This is a genomic window from Allobaculum stercoricanis DSM 13633 (assembly GCF_000384195.1).
Lineage (GTDB): Bacteria > Bacillota_I > Bacilli_A > Erysipelotrichales > Erysipelotrichaceae > Allobaculum > Allobaculum stercoricanis.
The window spans coordinates 1,121,162-1,140,031 of record NZ_KB913034.1; the positions used below are offsets into that span (position 1 = coordinate 1,121,162).

At 36.4% G+C, this 18,870-nt stretch carries 15 protein-coding genes; 3 read left to right on the forward strand and 12 right to left on the reverse strand.

Annotated elements, in window-relative coordinates; genetic code table 11:
- Positions 1–167: 167 nt before the first annotated feature.
- Positions 168–1,871 carry a phosphoenolpyruvate--protein phosphotransferase gene (gene ptsP, locus ALLST_RS0105165; protein WP_019893024.1) on the reverse strand — a complete coding sequence of 568 codons (1,704 nt, stop codon included), beginning with the start codon at positions 1,869–1,871 and terminating at the stop codon, positions 168–170.
- 318 nt (positions 1,872–2,189) lie between these two features.
- Entirely contained in the window at positions 2,190–2,825 is a 636-nt protein-coding gene (locus tag ALLST_RS0105170) for an ECF transporter S component (protein ID WP_019893025.1), read from the reverse strand.
- A gap of 370 nt (positions 2,826–3,195) precedes the next feature.
- On the opposite strand from ALLST_RS0105170, the gene ALLST_RS0105175 reads away from it, so the two are divergent.
- Together ALLST_RS0105175 and ALLST_RS0105180 are read left to right on the forward strand one after the other, a co-directional pair.
- A complete protein-coding gene (locus tag ALLST_RS0105175; protein WP_019893026.1) occupies positions 3,196–3,537 on the forward strand; it encodes a cupin domain-containing protein in 342 nt (113 codons plus the stop codon).
- A 182-nt stretch (positions 3,538–3,719) separates the two neighbouring features.
- Positions 3,720–4,406 (forward strand): DUF6652 family protein, encoded by a 687-nt coding sequence (locus ALLST_RS0105180; protein WP_019893027.1) that lies wholly within the window; start codon positions 3,720–3,722, stop codon positions 4,404–4,406.
- Positions 4,407–4,567: 161 nt separating this feature from the next.
- On the opposite strand, the gene fusA is transcribed toward ALLST_RS0105180, so the two are convergent.
- The 9 genes from fusA to ALLST_RS0105225 form a co-directional block, all read right to left on the reverse strand.
- Complete coding sequence (fusA, locus tag ALLST_RS0105185; RefSeq protein ID WP_019893028.1) at positions 4,568–6,646, reverse strand: elongation factor G; 2,079 nt, start codon at positions 6,644–6,646, stop codon at positions 4,568–4,570.
- Positions 6,647–6,659: 13 nt separating this feature from the next.
- The gene (locus ALLST_RS0105190; RefSeq protein ID WP_019893029.1) at positions 6,660–7,334 is read right to left on the reverse strand and encodes an ankyrin repeat domain-containing protein; all 675 of its coding nucleotides are present in this window, start codon (positions 7,332–7,334) and stop codon (positions 6,660–6,662) included.
- Between the two features lie 448 nt (positions 7,335–7,782).
- Positions 7,783–8,211 carry a hypothetical protein gene (locus ALLST_RS0105195; RefSeq protein ID WP_019893030.1) on the reverse strand — a complete coding sequence of 143 codons (429 nt, stop codon included), beginning with the start codon at positions 8,209–8,211 and terminating at the stop codon, positions 7,783–7,785.
- A 38-nt stretch (positions 8,212–8,249) separates the two neighbouring features.
- Positions 8,250–9,890, reverse strand: a complete 1,641-nt coding sequence (locus ALLST_RS11280; RefSeq protein ID WP_019893031.1) for an AAA family ATPase — start codon at positions 9,888–9,890, stop codon at positions 8,250–8,252.
- Positions 9,891–10,171: 281 nt separating this feature from the next.
- A complete protein-coding gene (locus ALLST_RS11285) occupies positions 10,172–11,413 on the reverse strand; it encodes a trypsin-like serine protease (protein WP_019893032.1) in 1,242 nt (413 codons plus the stop codon).
- 452 nt (positions 11,414–11,865) lie between these two features.
- A complete protein-coding gene (rnr, locus tag ALLST_RS0105210) occupies positions 11,866–13,935 on the reverse strand; it encodes a ribonuclease R (RefSeq protein ID WP_019893033.1) in 2,070 nt (689 codons plus the stop codon).
- 48 nt (positions 13,936–13,983) lie between these two features.
- A complete protein-coding gene (gene secG, locus ALLST_RS0105215) occupies positions 13,984–14,214 on the reverse strand; it encodes a preprotein translocase subunit SecG (protein ID WP_019893034.1) in 231 nt (76 codons plus the stop codon).
- A gap of 59 nt (positions 14,215–14,273) precedes the next feature.
- Positions 14,274–15,053, reverse strand: a complete 780-nt coding sequence (locus ALLST_RS0105220; RefSeq protein ID WP_026472796.1) for an HAD-IIA family hydrolase — start codon at positions 15,051–15,053, stop codon at positions 14,274–14,276.
- Positions 15,054–15,594: 541 nt separating this feature from the next.
- Positions 15,595–16,869, reverse strand: coding sequence for a galactokinase (locus ALLST_RS0105225; protein ID WP_019893036.1), 1,275 nt, complete (start codon positions 16,867–16,869; stop codon positions 15,595–15,597).
- A 183-nt stretch (positions 16,870–17,052) separates the two neighbouring features.
- On the opposite strand from ALLST_RS0105225, the gene ALLST_RS0105230 reads away from it, so the two are divergent.
- A complete protein-coding gene (locus ALLST_RS0105230) occupies positions 17,053–18,066 on the forward strand; it encodes a LacI family DNA-binding transcriptional regulator (protein WP_019893037.1) in 1,014 nt (337 codons plus the stop codon).
- 143 nt (positions 18,067–18,209) lie between these two features.
- Here ALLST_RS0105230 and nusG read toward each other — a convergent pair whose 3' ends face one another.
- Positions 18,210–18,761 carry a transcription termination/antitermination protein NusG gene (gene nusG, locus ALLST_RS0105235; protein ID WP_019893038.1) on the reverse strand — a complete coding sequence of 184 codons (552 nt, stop codon included), beginning with the start codon at positions 18,759–18,761 and terminating at the stop codon, positions 18,210–18,212.
- Positions 18,762–18,870 lie beyond the last annotated feature (109 nt).

Here is an 18,870-nt window from a genome sequence, read left to right on the forward strand (position 1 = left end):
TCTAGAATCAAAATATTTTATATTCTATTCCTTTTCGGACAGTCTAAAAGTAAATTGAATCAAAGTTCATCACAACTTAAAATGACTGTTTTTACCATATCTTTACGTCCAACAAAGCACAAAAAAACGCTTGAGCATAATCTCCAAGCGTTTTTTGATTAATTGTCTTATTTTACTTCAGATTGTACGAAGTCTAATACTTCTTGAGCAGTGTCTAAAGACAGGCATTTTTGAGCCATTTCTTGCATTTGTTCATAGCTTAAGCCATTAACAACTTTACGAGCTTTTAAGATCTGAGTTGCTGACATAGAGAATTCATCTAAGCCAAGGCCTAATAGAATTGGTACTGCATTTGGTTCACCAGCCATAGCACCGCACATACCAACCCATTTACCATTTTTGTGAGCACCTTGGATTGTCATGTTAACTAAACGCAAGATTGCTGGGTTGTATGGTTGATAGAGGTAGGAGACTTTCTGAGACATACGGTCTGCTGCCATAGAGTATTGAATTAAGTCGTTTGTACCGATAGAGAAGAAGTCTGCGTATTTAGAGAATTCATCAGCAAGTACAGCTGCTGCTGGGATTTCAACCATCATACCGATTTGGATATCATCGGAAACTGGAGTACCTTCAGCGATTAATTCAGCTTTGCATTCTTCAAATACAGCTTTAGCGTCTTTGAATTCGTTTACTGTAGCGATCATTGGGAACATGATGCAAAGTTTTCCGTAAACGGAAGCACGGCAAAGTGCACGAAGTTGTGTTTTGAAGATATCTTTACGGTCTAAGCAAAGACGGATTGCACGGTAGCCCAAGAATGGGTTCATTTCTTCTGGGAATTCGAAGTAAGAAAGTTTTTTGTCCCCACCGATATCGAGTGTACGAACAACAACTTTTTTACCTTTCATTGTTTCGAGTACCTGTTTATAAACAGCGAACTGTTCTTCTTCTGTTGGGAAGTGATCGTTATCCATATATAAGAATTCTGTACGGAATAAACCAACACCTTCACCACCATTAGCGATGACTTGTTCAGCATCTTTTGCATTACCGATGTTTCCAGCAAGTTCAACTTCATGACCATCTACTGTTACGGATTTTGCGTTGATTAAAACTTTAAGTGCTTGTTTTTCTTCTTTATATTCTTTTTCTTTTACTGCAAGTCTTTCAACAGTTTCAGCATCTGGGTTAACGAATACTTCGCCATCAAGAGCATCCATACCGATTACATCACCAGTGTTAACTGCTTCAAGAATTCCTGTAGTTCCTACAACAGCAGGAATTTCAAGGGAGTTTGCCATAATTGCAGAGTGGCTTGTTTTACCACCGATTGCAGTAACGAAACCTTTTACGTATTCGTTAAGTTGAGCAGTGTCAGATGGAGTTAAGTCATGTGCAACGATAATGCTAGGTTCGTTGATTGCTGTTAAATCAGGAATTTCAAGACCTAACAAGTTGCATTTCAAACGGAATGTCACGTCTTTAACGTCAGCTGCTCTTTCACGGAAATAATCGTTGTCCATGCTTTCGAACATAGCAACCATCATATCTGCAACTTGAGCTGCTGCATATTCAGCATTAACACCATCAGTGTTAATCATATTTCTCATCTGGCCAATGAGTTCAGGGTCGTTTGCCATCATCAAGTGAGCATCGAATACTGCTAATTCTTCTTCAGAAAGACGTTTAGCGGCGCGTTCTTTAACTCCTTCGATATCTTTAATTGTTTTTTCAAAAGCAGCATCAAGTTTTTCGATTTCTTTTGCTGCATCTACATCTGTAGTTTTGTTGATTACAACAACTGGTTGTTCAAGCTTATAAGCTTTAGCAGTCGCAACTCCTGCTGAAGCGGCAATACCTTTTAACATTCTTTTCTCCTCCTATAAATGAATGCGTTTTACTTTTAAAATTGTAACATGATTCGCCCCGCGATGAAGGTGATTTTTATTCAACATATCATATCTTTTTAACAAAAAGTTCACATTCAACCACTCTATAATGATAATTATAGTGTATATATCATGATTTATACCCTTTTTCAGATTATTTTTTCTGTCTTATTATTTCAATAAATATTTTCAAAGAATTAAAAATGTTCATCTAATTTAAACAAATAAATTAATCTTTAAACAAAAAAGAAGGGTTCCCAGCGTCCCTTCTAACGATTTCTATATAAATTTTTTTGATTAAGAATTTGTTGATCCTTGATTAGATACCATACTTGGCTTAATGGCTTTGGCCAAAGCCATGCTGACAATGCCAGCAGCAATCATTTCGAAAATTCCATTTGTTAAAACAACTAAAGCTAAATACATCAATAATGTATCCGGACTTTGTCCAATTGCTTGCGCATATTGTGGTCCCCATAATAAAGCAATCAGTCCTAGCACCATAATGGTATGACATAAAGTTGCCAAAACACCGGAAACAAGTGCACTAAGCGGACGATTGAGTTTTTTATTGAACGCATTGAATAACGTACCTGCAATCCATCCTAACAACACGCGAGGGACAATGGCGATAATTAAAGATGTCCAATTTCCCGATACGCCTCCAATTGTTACGAATGGTGAAAAACAAAAGGATGTGATCGTAGGCGACATTGTAGCATTCCAAACTGAAGTTAAACCGAATACCAAACCTAAAGCAGCGCCATAACTAGGTCCCATCAAAATTCCTGCTGCAATTACAGGAATATGCATGACAGTGATTGAAAGGAATGGAGTACGAATATATCCAAGCGGAGTCAGTACTAATAATAGTTCGATGGCTAAAAACATCGAAAATAAAGCGATGGTTTTTGTTTTTTGATTTCTTTTCATAAATTCCTCTACTTTCGTTTCATGATGAATACGATGTAATGTATAAAACTTCAAAATGAATCTTCATTTTGTTTGGTGACATTTAATTGGCTAGCTTTCCTGGGATAAGTTACCTATGTCGGTTTCAGAATACTCATTCATTTTGAAAAATCAATAAATGATCGACAATTCCATTTTCATATTTTCATCATTGATTCGTGGTCGTGAAATATCCCCCACGTGAAAGCGAATACAATAATTTCCATTTTTTTAGTCCTTATCTCTTTTCGATTGTCATTTCGTATTTCAATACATATGATTTGCATGTCTTGTATCGCAAATTTACAATGAAGAATAAGATGAACAAATATCTAGAAAGCGAGTGTTCCTCATGATCCGTAAAGAAATTTTAACCCAAGCCGAACATGTTCAAAACGGCCGAGGTATTGTCAAAACTTATCACATATGCACAAAAGAAGAATTAGGCAAAGTGGGGCGCTTATATGGGCGCGTTGTATTAGATCCGGGTTGTTCCATTGGTTGGCATCAACACCTTGGCGAAACAGAACCTTATTATGTTCTAAAAGGTCAAGGTACATTTATTGACAACGATGAAAAAGCCTACCCAGTTGGTCCCGGTGATGTTTGTTTAATTGAAAACGGGCAATTCCATTCTATTGAAAATAATAGTGATGAACCTCTTGAATTTATGGCTTTAATTTATAATCTTTAGTTGATTCATTTTCTTCATTTTCAATTATCCATTGTTTTTCGTATTTTCTAACTCGCGTTTGGCTTAAGACTCGTCTTCCAAACGCTTTTTTCTTGGAACTTTCTACTTACCCTGCTCACTTTTTCATTTTCGATCAAAAAGAGTATGATAGAGAAGTTAATCAAATCAGAAAGAAACGTATTATGAAAAAAATTCTCTATTATTTTGGCCAAGCCATGCTCATTCTTAGCTCCCTATTGTTGTTTATCTTGGATTCAACACAAACTATGATCATCTCTTACTCTTGTATCATAACGGGCATTCTTTTAATGCTTGCTTATGCTGTAGGGACTAAAACTAAAACGAACTGGGCAGGATTTTTCTTATTCTCTAGTATTTCGATGTGTCATCTCTTTTATGTCTCCGTCTTCACATCCTTTTCCGGTTGGATTATGGGCGCATTTGTCGTGATGATGATGACTTCATTTTTATTTTTATATCGTGCAGTTAAAGATGATTTAGATTTACGAGCTCTCTTGTCCTATACATTATTTTCTAAAATTGCTATTGTCCCTGAGCTCATTCTCAATCAATATCTTGCACAAAATCCGGATTATTCAATGCTTGGCAATTTCAACTGGATTCTTTTGGCATTCACTTCCTTATTTGCGATTAGTGCTTTAGTCAAAATGTACCAAAAAGAAATCATCGTCCAAAATTGGGCTATTGTTTTAGGCTTATTCCAGTTCTTCTTTGTCAGCGATATTTTTTCTGTGGTTGCTATGCTTGTGCTTGTTTTACGATATAAAGAACCAATTTCCGAAAAGAAAATCCCGGTTTATCAAAAAGGTTCTTTTGCATCATCTAAAGTGCATAAACCAAAACGATAATGATCCAATTCATAAACATAAACTTTATCTCCCTGCTCATTCAAGTAGGGAGATTTCATTAACACAAAAAAGCCCTTTAAGCAAGAACTCATTTAATTACAAGTCTTGTCAAAAAGGGCTTTGATTGTTTAATGAATAGGGTTATGGATGAATATTTTACGTTATTTATTATCTTCTTGGGCTTGAGCAATAATGCGTTGAGCAATATTGTCTGGTACTGGATCATAGCGATCCATAGAAATTGTATAAGTACCTAAGCCTTGAGCCATTGAACGTAAGTCGATGGCATAACGTGAAACTTCCATCATTGGCACTTGGGCAGAAATCACTTGTTCGTCACCTTCTGGATCCATACCAAGGATTGCACCACGACGTTTGTTTAAATCACCAATAATTGTACCTGTGTATTCATCAGGAACGCGTACTGTGATATTCACAATTGGTTCGAGTAAGATTGGACGACATTTTGTCATCGCATCTTTGAATGCAAGACGAGCTGCTTGTTTAAATGCCATTTCAGAAGAGTCAACATCATGGTATTTACCATCTAATAATGTTGTTTTGACATTAACCATCTTATATCCAGCTAATGGGCCAACTTGAGCATTTTCACGTAAACCGTTTTCTACAGCTGGGAAGTATTGTTTTGGAACTGCACCACCAAATACTTTTTCATCGAATACGAGTTCTTCTGTATCTGGATTTGGCGCAAACTCAACAAATACATGACCGAACTGACCATGACCACCGGATTGTTTTTTATGACGTCCTTCGCCTACTGCTGTTTTTGTGATTGTTTCACGGTAAGTTATTTTTGGATCTTTAAGTACAACTTCCGCTTTGAATTTAGATTTTAATTTATTAACGATTACATCTAAATGCTGATCACCTAAACCATAAATTACAGTTTCTTTAGTTTCTGGGTTATTTTCAACACGGAATGTTGGATCTTCTTCAGCAATACGGTTTAAACCTGTAGATAGACGATCTTCATCGTTTTTCGTTTTAGGACTTACTGCTTGACCATATAATGGTTCATCAAATGTGATTGGATCATAGATCAAACGAGTGCCTTTTGCGCAAAGTGTATCATTTGTTTCTGTGCTGACGAGTTTAGAAATCGCACCAATATCACCGGTAAATAATTTACCTGCAGCGGTTTGGAAACGACCTTTGATTGTGAACAGAGAACCTAATTTTTCTGGTTTTCCATTATTTCCATTCACAACTTGGCTATCAGAAGCAAGTGTTCCTGAAAGAACTTTGACATAGGAAATTCGTCCTACGAATGGGTCCATGATTGTTTTGAACACTTGCGCAGTCATTGTTTCTTCTTCAGCTGTTAATAATTCAACTTCTTCGCCTTCTGGAGTATGAAGTTTGATTAAACCTTTTTCAGAATAAGATGGGAAATAAGTGACGATTAAATCCATCAAGCGGCCGATTCCACGAGATTCAACGGCAGAACCAGAGAATACTGGAATAATTTCACCTGAGCGAACACCAATACGAACGCCACGAGTCAGTTCAGCATCAGTAAATTCTTCACCAGAGAAGAATTTTTCCATCAGTTCGTCATCACCCATCGCAACTGCTTCAGCGATCTGATCTTTATACATGCTGATTTCATCAGCCATTTCTTCAGGAACTGGTTGAGCTACGGAATCAGATGCTTTTGGTCCATGATGATACCAAGCTTTGTTTTTGAGAATATTAACGGTTCCCACGTATTTGCCATTTTCGATGATTGGTACTTCAAATGGAATAACGGATTTACCGAATTTTTCGTGAAGTTTTGCATAGGCATCATCGAAAGAAGTATTTTCTTCATCTAAATGGTTGATAAAGAAAATCGTCGGTTTTTTAGCCGCTTTAGCTTCTTTAAATGCTAGAGATGTACCAGGTTCGAGTGGATCTTTAGCGTTAACTACGATGAGCACGCTATCCCCAGCAGCGAATCCAGCTTGTTTTTCACCTGTAAAATCGAGGTAGCCAGGTGTATCGATAAAGTTAATTTTGCAGTCATCCCATTCAATTGGAACAATTGACGTGTAAATGGAAATTCCACGTTTAATTTCTTCAGGATCAAAATCGATTAAACTAGAGCCTTCAGATGTTTTTCCAAAACGATCTGTTGCATCAGTGTAATAAAGCATTGCTTCAAGTACACTTGTTTTTCCAGCTCCAGAATGTCCTACAACGCTGACGTTACGAACTTCGTTACTTTTATAGTCTCGCATAACTCAAACCCTCTTAAACTGCTAACAATGGCTCTAATTGAGCTCTGCAGTATTCTCTTACGTATTCAAGTGCTGTATTTCCTTGTTTATCTTTCATGTCTTTGTCAGCACCATAAACTAAAAGTTTTTCAACGAGGGATGGATATCCACCATAAGCAGCTCTCATTAAAGCTGTGCAACCATTATTATCAAATAAGTTTACATCTGCGTTACGATCTAACAACATGTTGATTGTGTCGCGTTTGAAGGCGATACATGCTTCCATTAAAGCGGAACGTCCGACTTCGTCTTGGGCATTGATATCTGCTCCAGCATCTAATAAAACTTGAATGCAACGGTCTTGACCAAGTAATGCAGCACGCATTAAAGCTGTTCTTCCATTGTCATCTTTCAGGTTTACATCAGCACCTGCTTCAATTAGTGCTTTACAAATTGTTCGGTTGCCTTTTTTAGCAGCACCCATCAATGCAGTTTTTCCATAATTATCTGTAGCATTAACGTCTGCTCCATTATCGATTAAAAGTTGAACGATATCCTTGCGGTCACGTTTTGCTGCACGCATCAATGCCGTTCTTCCATCACCGTTTGCGTAGTTAACATCAGCGCCAGAGCGAATCTGACCAACTGCCATCGCGAAGTCACCATTTGCACATGCGTCCCAGAACACTTTATTGAATTTTTCATCCATGAGATTTTTCCTCCTATTATTAACCCATTAAAAAATCGGACCGATCTGCCGCCTAAAAAATGGCGGATTTTTTAAACTTGGGTCCGATGACACACGGAAAGAAAATCCGGTTTTCTATAATTTTTATTTTTGTTTACTTGAACATTGCTTTTCATGAAAACCACTTCCTTCCTTAACGTGATTCTATTGTAAGTGCTTCCACGTGCGATTACAAACTTTTGACCAAACAAGCCACTTAAACGTCCTAGTTGGCCTACTTACATAATTATTTATTTTGGTAACATCTAAATCAGATATGTTTTCTGCAATTATAGACTATAATTAGAGTTGGTTTTTTCGTTCATTCCCTTTTGTATGCAAAAAGGCGCGTTGAAATTGAGCATTCAACTTCAACGCGCCTTTTTAGACTCATTTTTCTTTTCTTCTTGGTAAGGAACCCTTCTGCTGACTAAAGCGTTTCGGGCATGACGACAATATCAAGATGATCAAAAGCTTGTGGGCTTTCTTTAGTCCAATCTTGATAATTATCTGACCAAGTTTCTAAATAATCTAAATAACATCCAAGTTCATAAGTTGGATGTTGTGGTGTATAAGTTTGACCATAGTTTAAAGCTTCCAACAAGAAATTTTCGCTAACTTCTATATTTTGACCCATTAAAATGTGAGCACGAATCAGTCTTGCTAAATACAAACGCAAGCCGATATGATAAAGCTCTTTTTTGCTTTCTGGTACTTGCTTGTCGTCATCTTGCATTTGAAATGCTTCTTTGGCCATCACAAGTGTTTCATAGACTAAAAACCAACGTAAGTCTTCACTGATCAGTGGACAAATTGAATCATAATGTTCAAGAATTTGTGGGCTAGTCGGTTGATTCATGTTCCTATTCCTTTCTTGGTCCAAATGCGATCTTTCAATCACATTTCATGATCATTAATCTGTATTGATACAGATTCTGAATTCGACAATTCTTCTTTAAGCTCATCGCTTAATGCGAGTTTTCCACTTTGAATGAGCTTAGCTTGTTCAACTGCTTTATGATATGCAGCGACTTTTTCATTTAATTCCACACTGACATCATTTTTGTTATCTTCATCTAAATGCGCTGTACTTTGCCGGAAATCTTCTGGTAGATCTTGCTGCTCGAGTGTTTGTAACTGTTCATCACTAATTTCAGATAGCGAAGCCAAACGATTGGCTTGTTTGGTCATAACTTTTTCAAAAAAATTACGGACAGTTCGGCCATTGGCAAAATTTTCATCACGATGAGCATAAAGATCTTTAAATATCGTTTTTGCTTTCTCTTGCGCTGCTTCATTGAGTACATATCCATTCTTCGAACACATGCCTTCAAAGATCACAAACAATTCTTCTGGCGTGTAATCGGGAAAATCAATAAATTTATTAAATCGCGATTTTAGCCCAGGGTTTGAGCTTAGAAATTGTTTCATCGGCTTAGGGTATCCGGCAACGATCACTGCTAAATCATCACGATGATTTTCCATTTCGACAAGCAATGTATCTACTGCTTCATAACCAAAATCTTCTTTACTTTTCCCTGCCGTTAAGGCATACGCTTCGTCGATAAATAATACGCCACCAAGTGCCGAATTTGTTACTTCTTGGGTTTTTAATGCGGTTTGTCCAACATAGCCACCGACAAGTTCCGAACGATCGACTTCGACTAATTGGCCTTTGGACAAAGCTCCTAAAGAATGATAAATTCGTGCTAATAAACGGGCTACAGTTGTTTTTCCTGTCCCCGGATTTCCGGTGAAGACTAAATGCATAGACACGGGAATATCTTTCATGTTCCGTTCTTGGCGGATTTTGCGAATCTTCAACAAATTAATCAAACTATTCACATCTTCTTTAACGTTTTGTAATCCAGTTAATTCATTGAGTTCAGCAAGTAAGTCTTCTAATTTTTCCAGCTCTTTTTCTTCTTGCTTATCTAATTTAGAATCTGTTGCTTGCCCAACTTGACTATTGATTTGACTATGCAATGGCTTGGATAAATCACGATGAGAAAAAGAAGAAGCGTTAATTAGGGATGTATTTGGGACATTTTGATCATGAGCCCAATTTTGTAATGACAACAAATATATTTGCCGATCTAGTTCTTCTAATGCATTTTTCTCGTTGCTATAGTTGGCGATATTTTCACCAATAACCGTAAAGATTTGGATAATTTGATCTTTATACGAGGTGGGTTGAGCAAGGATGCGATCCACTCGTGCAGCCGCTTTTAACATCAAAGGAACAAGAGAAGAAAAGTCACTATTATGCAAAGATAAACGACGTGACAATTCCATTAAATCTTCAGCCCGATATGAGGTATCAAATACCGCATTGATATATTCAGTTCGTTTAAAACTGATTGTTTGTTTGGTTTCACTTAAATACAACAAGTATGAAAGTAATTCGATTTGAAATTGGTTTTTCAAAGAATGATCCAAGGGTTGGACAAATTCCGGATCGACTTTTTCAAAATATTGAGCAAGTTCTTGGCCTGTTTGATAGGCACGTAAAGACGTTTTTAATACAAAATCATCCATAATAGGGGTACTTTCTATGTTCAAAGGAACAAAAAATTGATCGGATTATGACTGAAAGAAAGATCAAAACACTTTCTCTTATTTTTATAATCTTCAGTTTACAATCACATGTACAAATTGTATCAAACATCTTGCACTCCGATTTACATTGTCGATAACAAATCCGTTTGTTTTGATCATTTTTCCAAACGCTGTGAACTAATCATTTATCATCATAAAAAAAGATGCCTATTGTCGATTCAATTCACGGCAACTAGACATCTTAAATTATGAATAAACAATTAATTTTTAGGTACTGGTGCAGTACGATAACCAACACCTTCATCGTTCCATCCTAAAGCAACCAAAGCTGTTTTTTCTTCGACATCCATTGTGTAATGATGTTGTCCATCATTTGGATTATACAAACGATAAACTGCTGCATGTGTAGGATTTACAGAAGCGTACCAAGCGATTCCTTCATCGTTCCATCCGATTTTGACTAATTCATCGCGTTCTTTTGTATCACTTGTGTAGTGGTGCAACCCATCATTTGGGTTATAAAGACGATATAAGGCTTCCCCATTTTTTTCCGTTTGTGTCATCCAAGCAACACCTTCATCATCCCATCCTTGTAAAGTAATTGCCTTGAATTCAGTATAGTTTGGAGTAAAGAAGTGTTCTCCACTATTTGGGTTATAAGCACGGTAAACCGCATTCGTCATCTCTTTTGTTGGGTTAGCACGACGGATCAGCTTATGGATTGAATCATTAATTTTTAATCCCCCGTTTGCATCCACTCTTGCTAAAGCGTTGATATGGATCGCAACAACTTGATATTCACCATCTTTTTCAATAAAGAGCGGTGAACCACTTTGTCCTGATGCTGTATCGACATCATGCAAAAGCATGTTTGGCTGACCATTTACAGTTGTCGTTAAGATCGTACCTTTCATTGTCCATGGAACAAGATCTTTAATATCGACGCCAGATTCATTCGTAAAACCAGCTAATTGAACTTTATTTTTCTGATCCACTAAAGAATTAATCGTTGCTTCATTGGCAAGTGTGAAATATTTACGTTTTCCCGTAAGAGGCGTATTTAAGTGAATTAAACCCGCATCTTCACTGTGGTTATCTGGATCTTTTACATATTCAGGGCTAACGAAAATCGCATCTGGACCTAATTCGTATACTTCATTCGTTCCCCCAATCACGACTGTTACTTTTTCTACAGCACCATGGTCAGGGTCATATACAGCATGGCCAGCTGTTAAAATATTAGATTCATCAATCAAAAAGCCAGAACTAAAGTAAGTTCCTTTTGCAAATTTAATTTTGATTTTGACTAAGCTATTGTATGGAGCTTGATTAGGATCTTTAACTTTTTCACGCTCGTCTTCTCCAATGACTTTAAATGGAACGATATCAATTCCATCCATCGTAAAAGACTCTTCAAAGGTTTGTTCTGTTTTTGCAAGTAAAGGGCTTGCTGATGAAAACATCATCATAGAGCTAAGTAAAGAACAAACTGAACATTTCATCCATTTTCTCATAATTGTATGGCAGAAATTCTTTGTTGTTTAACAAAGCGGAATTTGAACTTCTTTCAAGGTTCTCTGCAACAATTCCTCGTCAACGAACATATTTTAAACTGTTCCACATGATTTTAACGCAAAATTCACTTAGATTCATCCGTATCTTTCGATTTCATTGTCTGCGAAGTATACAAGTGCGTAATTTTTGATCGTTTCCATCTATCTCTAAGGAAATTTTATTCTTTTTTAAATAAAATTTATTCCTTATATACAGTTTGTTTATTATCTTTTTTTCGTTTGTTTTATCCTCAAAAGATTACAAACATGAATCAAAGTTAAATTGAAATCAACTTTTGTTACTAGCGATTGTTAATTTCATATTTAGTAGTAAAAAAATCGATCCAATAGCACAATTGCTAGTGAATCGATGATTACTTCATGCATTAAACTCTATTTGCCTAAAACACATTGGCGATATAGGCAAATGTAATTTGACGTTTTGGTACACTCGCTTCAACAACTTCCACTTGTACACGAGTTCCTAAACGGAAAACTTTACCTGTGCTTTCCCCCGTTAATGTCATTGTGTCCTCATCGTATTGATAGAAGTCATCTACCATTTTACGTAAAGGAACTAAACCTTCAATGGAGTTGTCTAAAGAAACAAAGAAACCAAAACTTGTCACGCCACTTATGACACCTTCGAACATTTGTCCTACTTTGTTTTGCATAAACTTCGTTGCTTCTAAATCGTTAACGGCACGTTCAACCGTCACTGCGTCTCGCTCTTTTTGAGAAAGATGCAATGCCGCTTTTTCCATACGATAACGATCGTGATTCAATGTTTTTTCATCATTCTTCTTTTCAAGAATATGACGACGAATCATACGATGAATTAATAAGTCTGGATAGCGGCGGATTGGTGAAGTAAAATGGCAATACTCTTCTAATGCCAATCCGTAATGTCCTAAGTTTTCTTGAGAATAACGCGCTTTTTGCATCGATCGTAATGCAACAGAAGATAAGATTTCTTTTGTATTCTCATCTTGAATTGAATCTAAAAATTGCGCAATATCGATCGGTTCACATTGATCAGGATCAATCTGGCATGGGCAATGCAAAATCCGAGCCAAATTCACAACAGATTGCAATTTTTGTGGATCTGGTTGTTCGTGAACACGATACATTCCTGGAAATTCATGAGTTACCAATTCATGGGCAACTGTGACATTGGCAGCGACCATTGCTTCTTCAATCATCTGTTCGCTCCAACCATGTTCTTTAACATAGACATCGATTGGCATTCCTTTTTCGTCTAATACATAATAAGGCTCTTGTGTCTCAAATAGAATATGGCCACGCGCAATCGTTTGTTCATTGAGTTTTTTAGCTAAGTTGGAGAACTCTTGCAACATTGGACCAAATTCTTTGTATTCTTCTACAGAGTCTGGATTTTCTAAATATTCGTTGACCTTTCCGTAAGTACAACGTGCATCAGAGCGAATTACGGAATCATAAATGGAATATCCAATTCGTTTACCCTTTGCATCGAAATCCATTTCACAAGTCAGTGTTAAGCGATCCACGTCTGGGTTGAGTGAACAAATTCCATTGGATAACACAAATGGCAACATTGGAACTACACGATCGGCAACATAAATGGATGTTCCCCGTTTATACGCTTCTTCATCAATTGGATCACCTTCAGAAACGTAATAGCTTACATCGGCAATGTGAACATAAAGCTTCCATCCGCCATTTCTTAGTTTTTCAACTGAAATTGCATCGTCGAAGTCTTTCGTCGTTTCTCCATCGATTGTAACCGTTAAAAGATTTCGTAAATCGTGACGTCCCTTCATTTCTTTTTTGTAAACGTGACTTGGAATTTGATCACAAGCATGTTTAACCTTCTTCATGAAATGTTGACGAACATCATTTTGTGTCAAAATTGCCGTCACATCCACACCGGCTTGATCTTCAAAACCAAGGATTTCAACAATTTCAACAACCAGTGGTTTTTGGTATTTCTGAACTTTTACCACCGCTTTAATGCCGGGTTTAAGTTTAAAATCTGCTTTATTTGTCACTTTAAATGACGTATGTAAATCAACGTCACTATAAAACTCATATCTGTTTTTGTATTTGATAAATTTACCAACAATATTGGTTACCCCTCGTTGATAAATTCGAACAACTGACGTTTTTTGTTTTGTTTTATGGACTAACACTTCATCGCGGTCCATTAATAAATCTGTACCCGCTTTGGATACATAAACTTTTTTATCCTGATCGAAAACTGCATATTCAAATGGTGAAACATCGCGTACTCGACCAGCAATCCATTCCTCGCCATCAATTAATACGTATTGATCATGATCGTTATGAATCAAACGTTCATCTTCTAATTCGTTGAGTGTTACCACAAACTGTTTAAATTCTTTCGTAGAATTCACATTCAGTTCTTTAGCAATTTCGCCCGGTAACATTTGTTTATTGGTTTTGAGGAGGTTTAAAATTTTATTCTTCATCTTTTCCTCCTTTCGCAAAGAAAAAGGGCCCTATTATGGCCCAATGATTTAAATGACCTGTAAAGCAATGACGAGCGCTAAAAAAATTACACCACATACTAAAGTCATTCGAGAAATAACTTTTTCTGGGCCTCTTTCTTTTTGAACAGCGAATAAGTTCAAGTCGCCACTACCTGTAAAAGCAGCGGATAAACCATCAGATTTACCACTTTGTAACAGGACGAGAATAATGACTAATCCTGCGTCAATCATTAGTAAAATATTTAAAAAATTCTCCATAATTCACTCTCTCTTTATATTCATGGATCGTATTTCAGATCGTAACATAAATCTTTGTCTTATGCATTTGCTAGTGCCAGAAAGTCGACATCATCCAAAGACGAAACAGTTAGATCAGGAAAAATCTGTAATCTTTCAATATCTTTTTCTTGATGAACCCCGCTTTGGACAAAAACGGTCTGAACTTGATTATTATATCCAAGAGCAACGTCAGTTTCTAGGTTATCGCCTATAATTATCGCATCTTCCTTCGATATCCCCGCTTTTTTTAAGGCTGTTTCTAAAATTGGCAAGTCTGGCTTCCCAATTTTTGGGGATGGTTTCCCTGTTGCATACTCAAACAAAGTTACAACTGCACCATTTCCCACTTCAAATCCACCAGGTTTAGCCAAAATGCGATCGTGATTGGTTCCGATTAACATTGCTCCATCCAACAACATTGCGAGTGCTTTTGAATACGTTGCATAATCTGCAGTTTTATCTAAACCGATAAATACATAATCAGGATGATCGTCAGTAATTTCAAAACCTTCATTGAATAAAGCTTGGCGCATTCCATTTTGACCAATCATCCAAGCTTTTCTTTTATTTGGATCTAAACGAGCTGCATAGTCTGCTGCCGCCATTGCCGAATTGACAAAGTCTTCAGCATGCACATTTGTATAACCCATATCTGTCATATGTTTGACGTTTTCTTCAGGCGTACGCATCGAGTTATTCGTCAAAAACAAATAAGGAATATGATGTTCGGCACAAAAATTAACAGCTCTAATACCCGCTTCAATTGGTTGTGGGCCGCGATACATCGTGCCATCGAGATCAAATAGCATCGTTTTCATCTTGTTTTTTCCTTCCCTTCTTTTGTCTGTCTTTTCATTAAGTTCTATAAAATGGACATCCAATTTTGGCAATTTAGATCTTTGATTTATAAATTGCATTGTTTTGAATTGAATCTGTTTATTCATACGTTTCTATTTTCAGTAATTTTGATTACTTCTTGGGATACAGTACCAAAATTTCAATTTCAAGAAAACTGATATTCGTATTGAAATGCCTATCATTTTTCAAAGGTCTAAATCTAAAAATAATACATGACACTTGGCATCGTAAAACCCATTAGACAGGAAATTTAATCCACTCTTCTTCTTACGAGTAAAACATTTTTTCTCGCCATAAGAAAAACCCTCTTGCGAGGGTTTTCGAGGAGGATTGCGAAACAGGAAACATTTAGATGCTTCATTTATTGCCTCAACCCCGATAAAGCGATTAAAAAAAAGCAAATAAATGTTGATCATGTAAATGAAATACCGAAGTAGATCTCTACACTTTGCACATTCGTTTAAAATGTAAAGATCTAAACAGTTTATCCGTTCATTCTATTTAGAATACTTTGTATCCACCAAATGGACGAATCTGAAGAATATAACATGCACCTGCACCAAAGACTTGATCCATTTCATTGCGATAAGCTTCAACTAAGTCATTTGGAACAAATGCTTGGATCGTACCAGCAAATCCACCACCATGAACACGGTGTGCGCCACGACCATTTAATACTTTTTCGCTTAAGAATAAAGCGAGAGATACTGCCTGGTTTTTGAAATCTGCAGGACTATAAATATTTTGGAGATATTTAAAAGAAGAGTTTCCGGAAGCTAAAATTTGTGCTTCAAAGCCAGTTAAATCGTTGTTATTTAATGCAGCAACTGCTTTTTGAACGCGTTTGTTTTCTTCGAAAACATGCATTGCACGAAGCAGAGCTCGATCGTTGTTTACTGTATTTCTAAGTTCAACTAGACGAGCATAGAATTCATCTTCGTTAACATCACGTAAGAATTCTTGACCAAAGAATTGGTCCACTTCTTTTAATTCATAAGGGATATCTGCATAATCTTGTGTTAAATCCGCATGAGATGCGTGCACATCTGTAATACAAAGTGAAGTATTGAAATCCGCAAAGTTTACATCGACTTTTTCGACGATTGGATTTTTTGGATCTGCAAAATCAATATGAATTAAACCACCAACTGAACATGCGCATTGGTCCATTAAACCACAAGGTTTACCGAAGTATACGTTTTCTGCATACTGACCGATTTTTGCTAATTCAACAGGATCTAAATTTCCTTCATTATATAAATTAGAGAAAATATTTCCGACCATAACTTCAAATGCAGCAGAGGAAGATAATCCACTTCCTTGTAATACATCACTTGTCATGAATCCATCGAATCCGCCAATTTTTCCGCCGTCTTCGGCAATTTTTGCGGCTACACCGCGAATCAATGCTTGGCTCGATTCCTTTTCATTTTCATTTGGATTTAAATCACTTAAATCAATTGCAGGGATATCATAGTTATCACTAAGCACTTTTACAACGCCATCTTCACGAGGACTGACCACTGCAATGATATCTAAGTTAATGGATGTGGCTAAAACTTCTCCGTGTTGATGGTCAGTATGATTCCCGATCACTTCAGAACGACCTGGAACGGAAATCACTTGAACTTCTTTGTCACCATAGAGATCAATAAATGTTTGGATACTTTTAATATAACGATTTTTTTGAGCTTCAACATCGTCACCGTAAAGTAAAACTAAACGTTCGTCTTTTTTACCTTCGGCAATCGCTGTTTTTAACTGACTTGCTAACATAACGTTTGTCTCCTTTTTAAAACGCTTTCATGTACCTATTGTAGTAAAAAGCAACTTAACAAGCAATATTTTACTAAATTTAATTACTGAAAAATGGAGTTTTACTAAATTCTCAAAAATATCTTTACCTAATATTTCACTTTTCTCGAAGAATCAAGTACATTTAAAGAAAGGAATGAAACTATGGCTACATTAAAAGACGTGGCTAATCTTGCAGGCGTGTCGAGTGCAAGTGTTAGCCGCATATTAAATAACGACCTTACTCTGTCTGTCCCCCAATCGACACGGGATAAAGTTCTTGAGGCAGCAGAAACATTAGGTTATGTTAAAAAGAAAAAGAAAGTTTCGATCTCAAGTATGGTGGTCGGAATTGTTCAATGGATTTCAGCTGAGGCTGAAGCACAAGACCCTTACTATCTCTCCATCCGTCAAGGTGTAGAAAACTATTGTTTTCATCATAAAATTTCGACAATCCGATGCTTTGCATCAGAAGTTGAATTATCAAAAAAACTTGAAAAAGTAGATGGTACAGTATGTATCGGCAAATACTCCGATGAAGCACGTGAAATGTTGACGAAGATTTGTCCAAATATTATTTTCTTAGACATGAAACTCGATCCAATTTCTTCTTGCTTCATTACTCCGGATTTTAGAGGTGCCTTGCAGCTTGTCATTGATCACTTTCAAGCTGAAGGTCATAAGAAAATTGGCTATTTAGGTGGAATTGAAAAAATCGACGATAAGATTTATCCCGATGATCGTCTAAAATATTTCAAACGTTTTGCCAATGAAGCAAATATTGAATTTGAACCTTGGATTCGTTTAGGACAGTTTTCTCGTGAATCCGGCTACGAAATGATGAAAGATATCCTTTCAAGTCAAAATATGCCAACTGCAATTTTTGCAGCGAGCGACCCTATTGCGATTGGTGCATTACGTGCTTGTCATGAAGCAGGTATTAAAGTTCCTGAAGAACTTTGCATTATCGGATTTGACAACATCGATGAAACGAATTATACATTTCCTCCTCTAACAACAGTATTTGTACCAACTTATGAAATTGGTTCAACAGGTATGAGAATGTTGCATGATGCTTGGAAACGAAACGAAAACTTAGCACCAATGCGAATTGTTTTACCTTGTTATCTCATCAATCGTCAAACAACTCGTTTAGCGCCTGATGCTATTGAAAATTAGTCTCTATTTAACGAACTCGATCATTGATCTAGTTCGTTTTTTTATTTTCAAAAATGATGATCATCATCGTAGCTTTTTGCGAATAAAAAAAGCTTCTTTTCATCACATAGGATTAAAGAAGCTTAAGTATCTAATTAATTAAATTAGTCTTCAACTTTTTTTAAATCTGCTAAAGGTACTTCTACACTAGATTCTTTACCTAAGATGTAAACAGAAACTTTTGCAGTTTTTTCTTCCATATTAATGGAAAGAACTTCAACACGGTTACCTTCTAAAGTACCAGAAATAACATCGACCATATCACCTGGTGCATAATCGATGTTTAATGTTTGGGCACCTTTATTTAAGCGAGATAAAACCGCATCAACTTCTTCTTGTGCAACTGGGAATGGTTTTGCCCCTTTACCAGAAGATCCGATAAATCCAGTTACACCTGGTGTATTTCGAACGATGTACCAAGCTTCATCAGTCATTCTCATTTGAACTAAGATATAACCAGAGAACAAGTTATGTGTTTTTTGAATTTCTTTTCCGTTTTTATATTCAATTTCAGTTTCTTCAGCAACAACGATTTGGAATAAAGAATCTTCCAAGCCCATTGTTTTAATTCGTTTTTCGAGATTTTCTTTTACGCGGTTTTCTTGTCCAGCATATGTATTGACAACGTACCAACAAATGTTTTCTTGTGCGCTCATATGTGCATCTCCTTTAATTTTTATGTTTTCAAAGATTGAATCTCTTATTCAATCGAATTGAAATGCGTTCTTCTTTTATTCTATATCACGAAATAGATTTCGCAAAAAT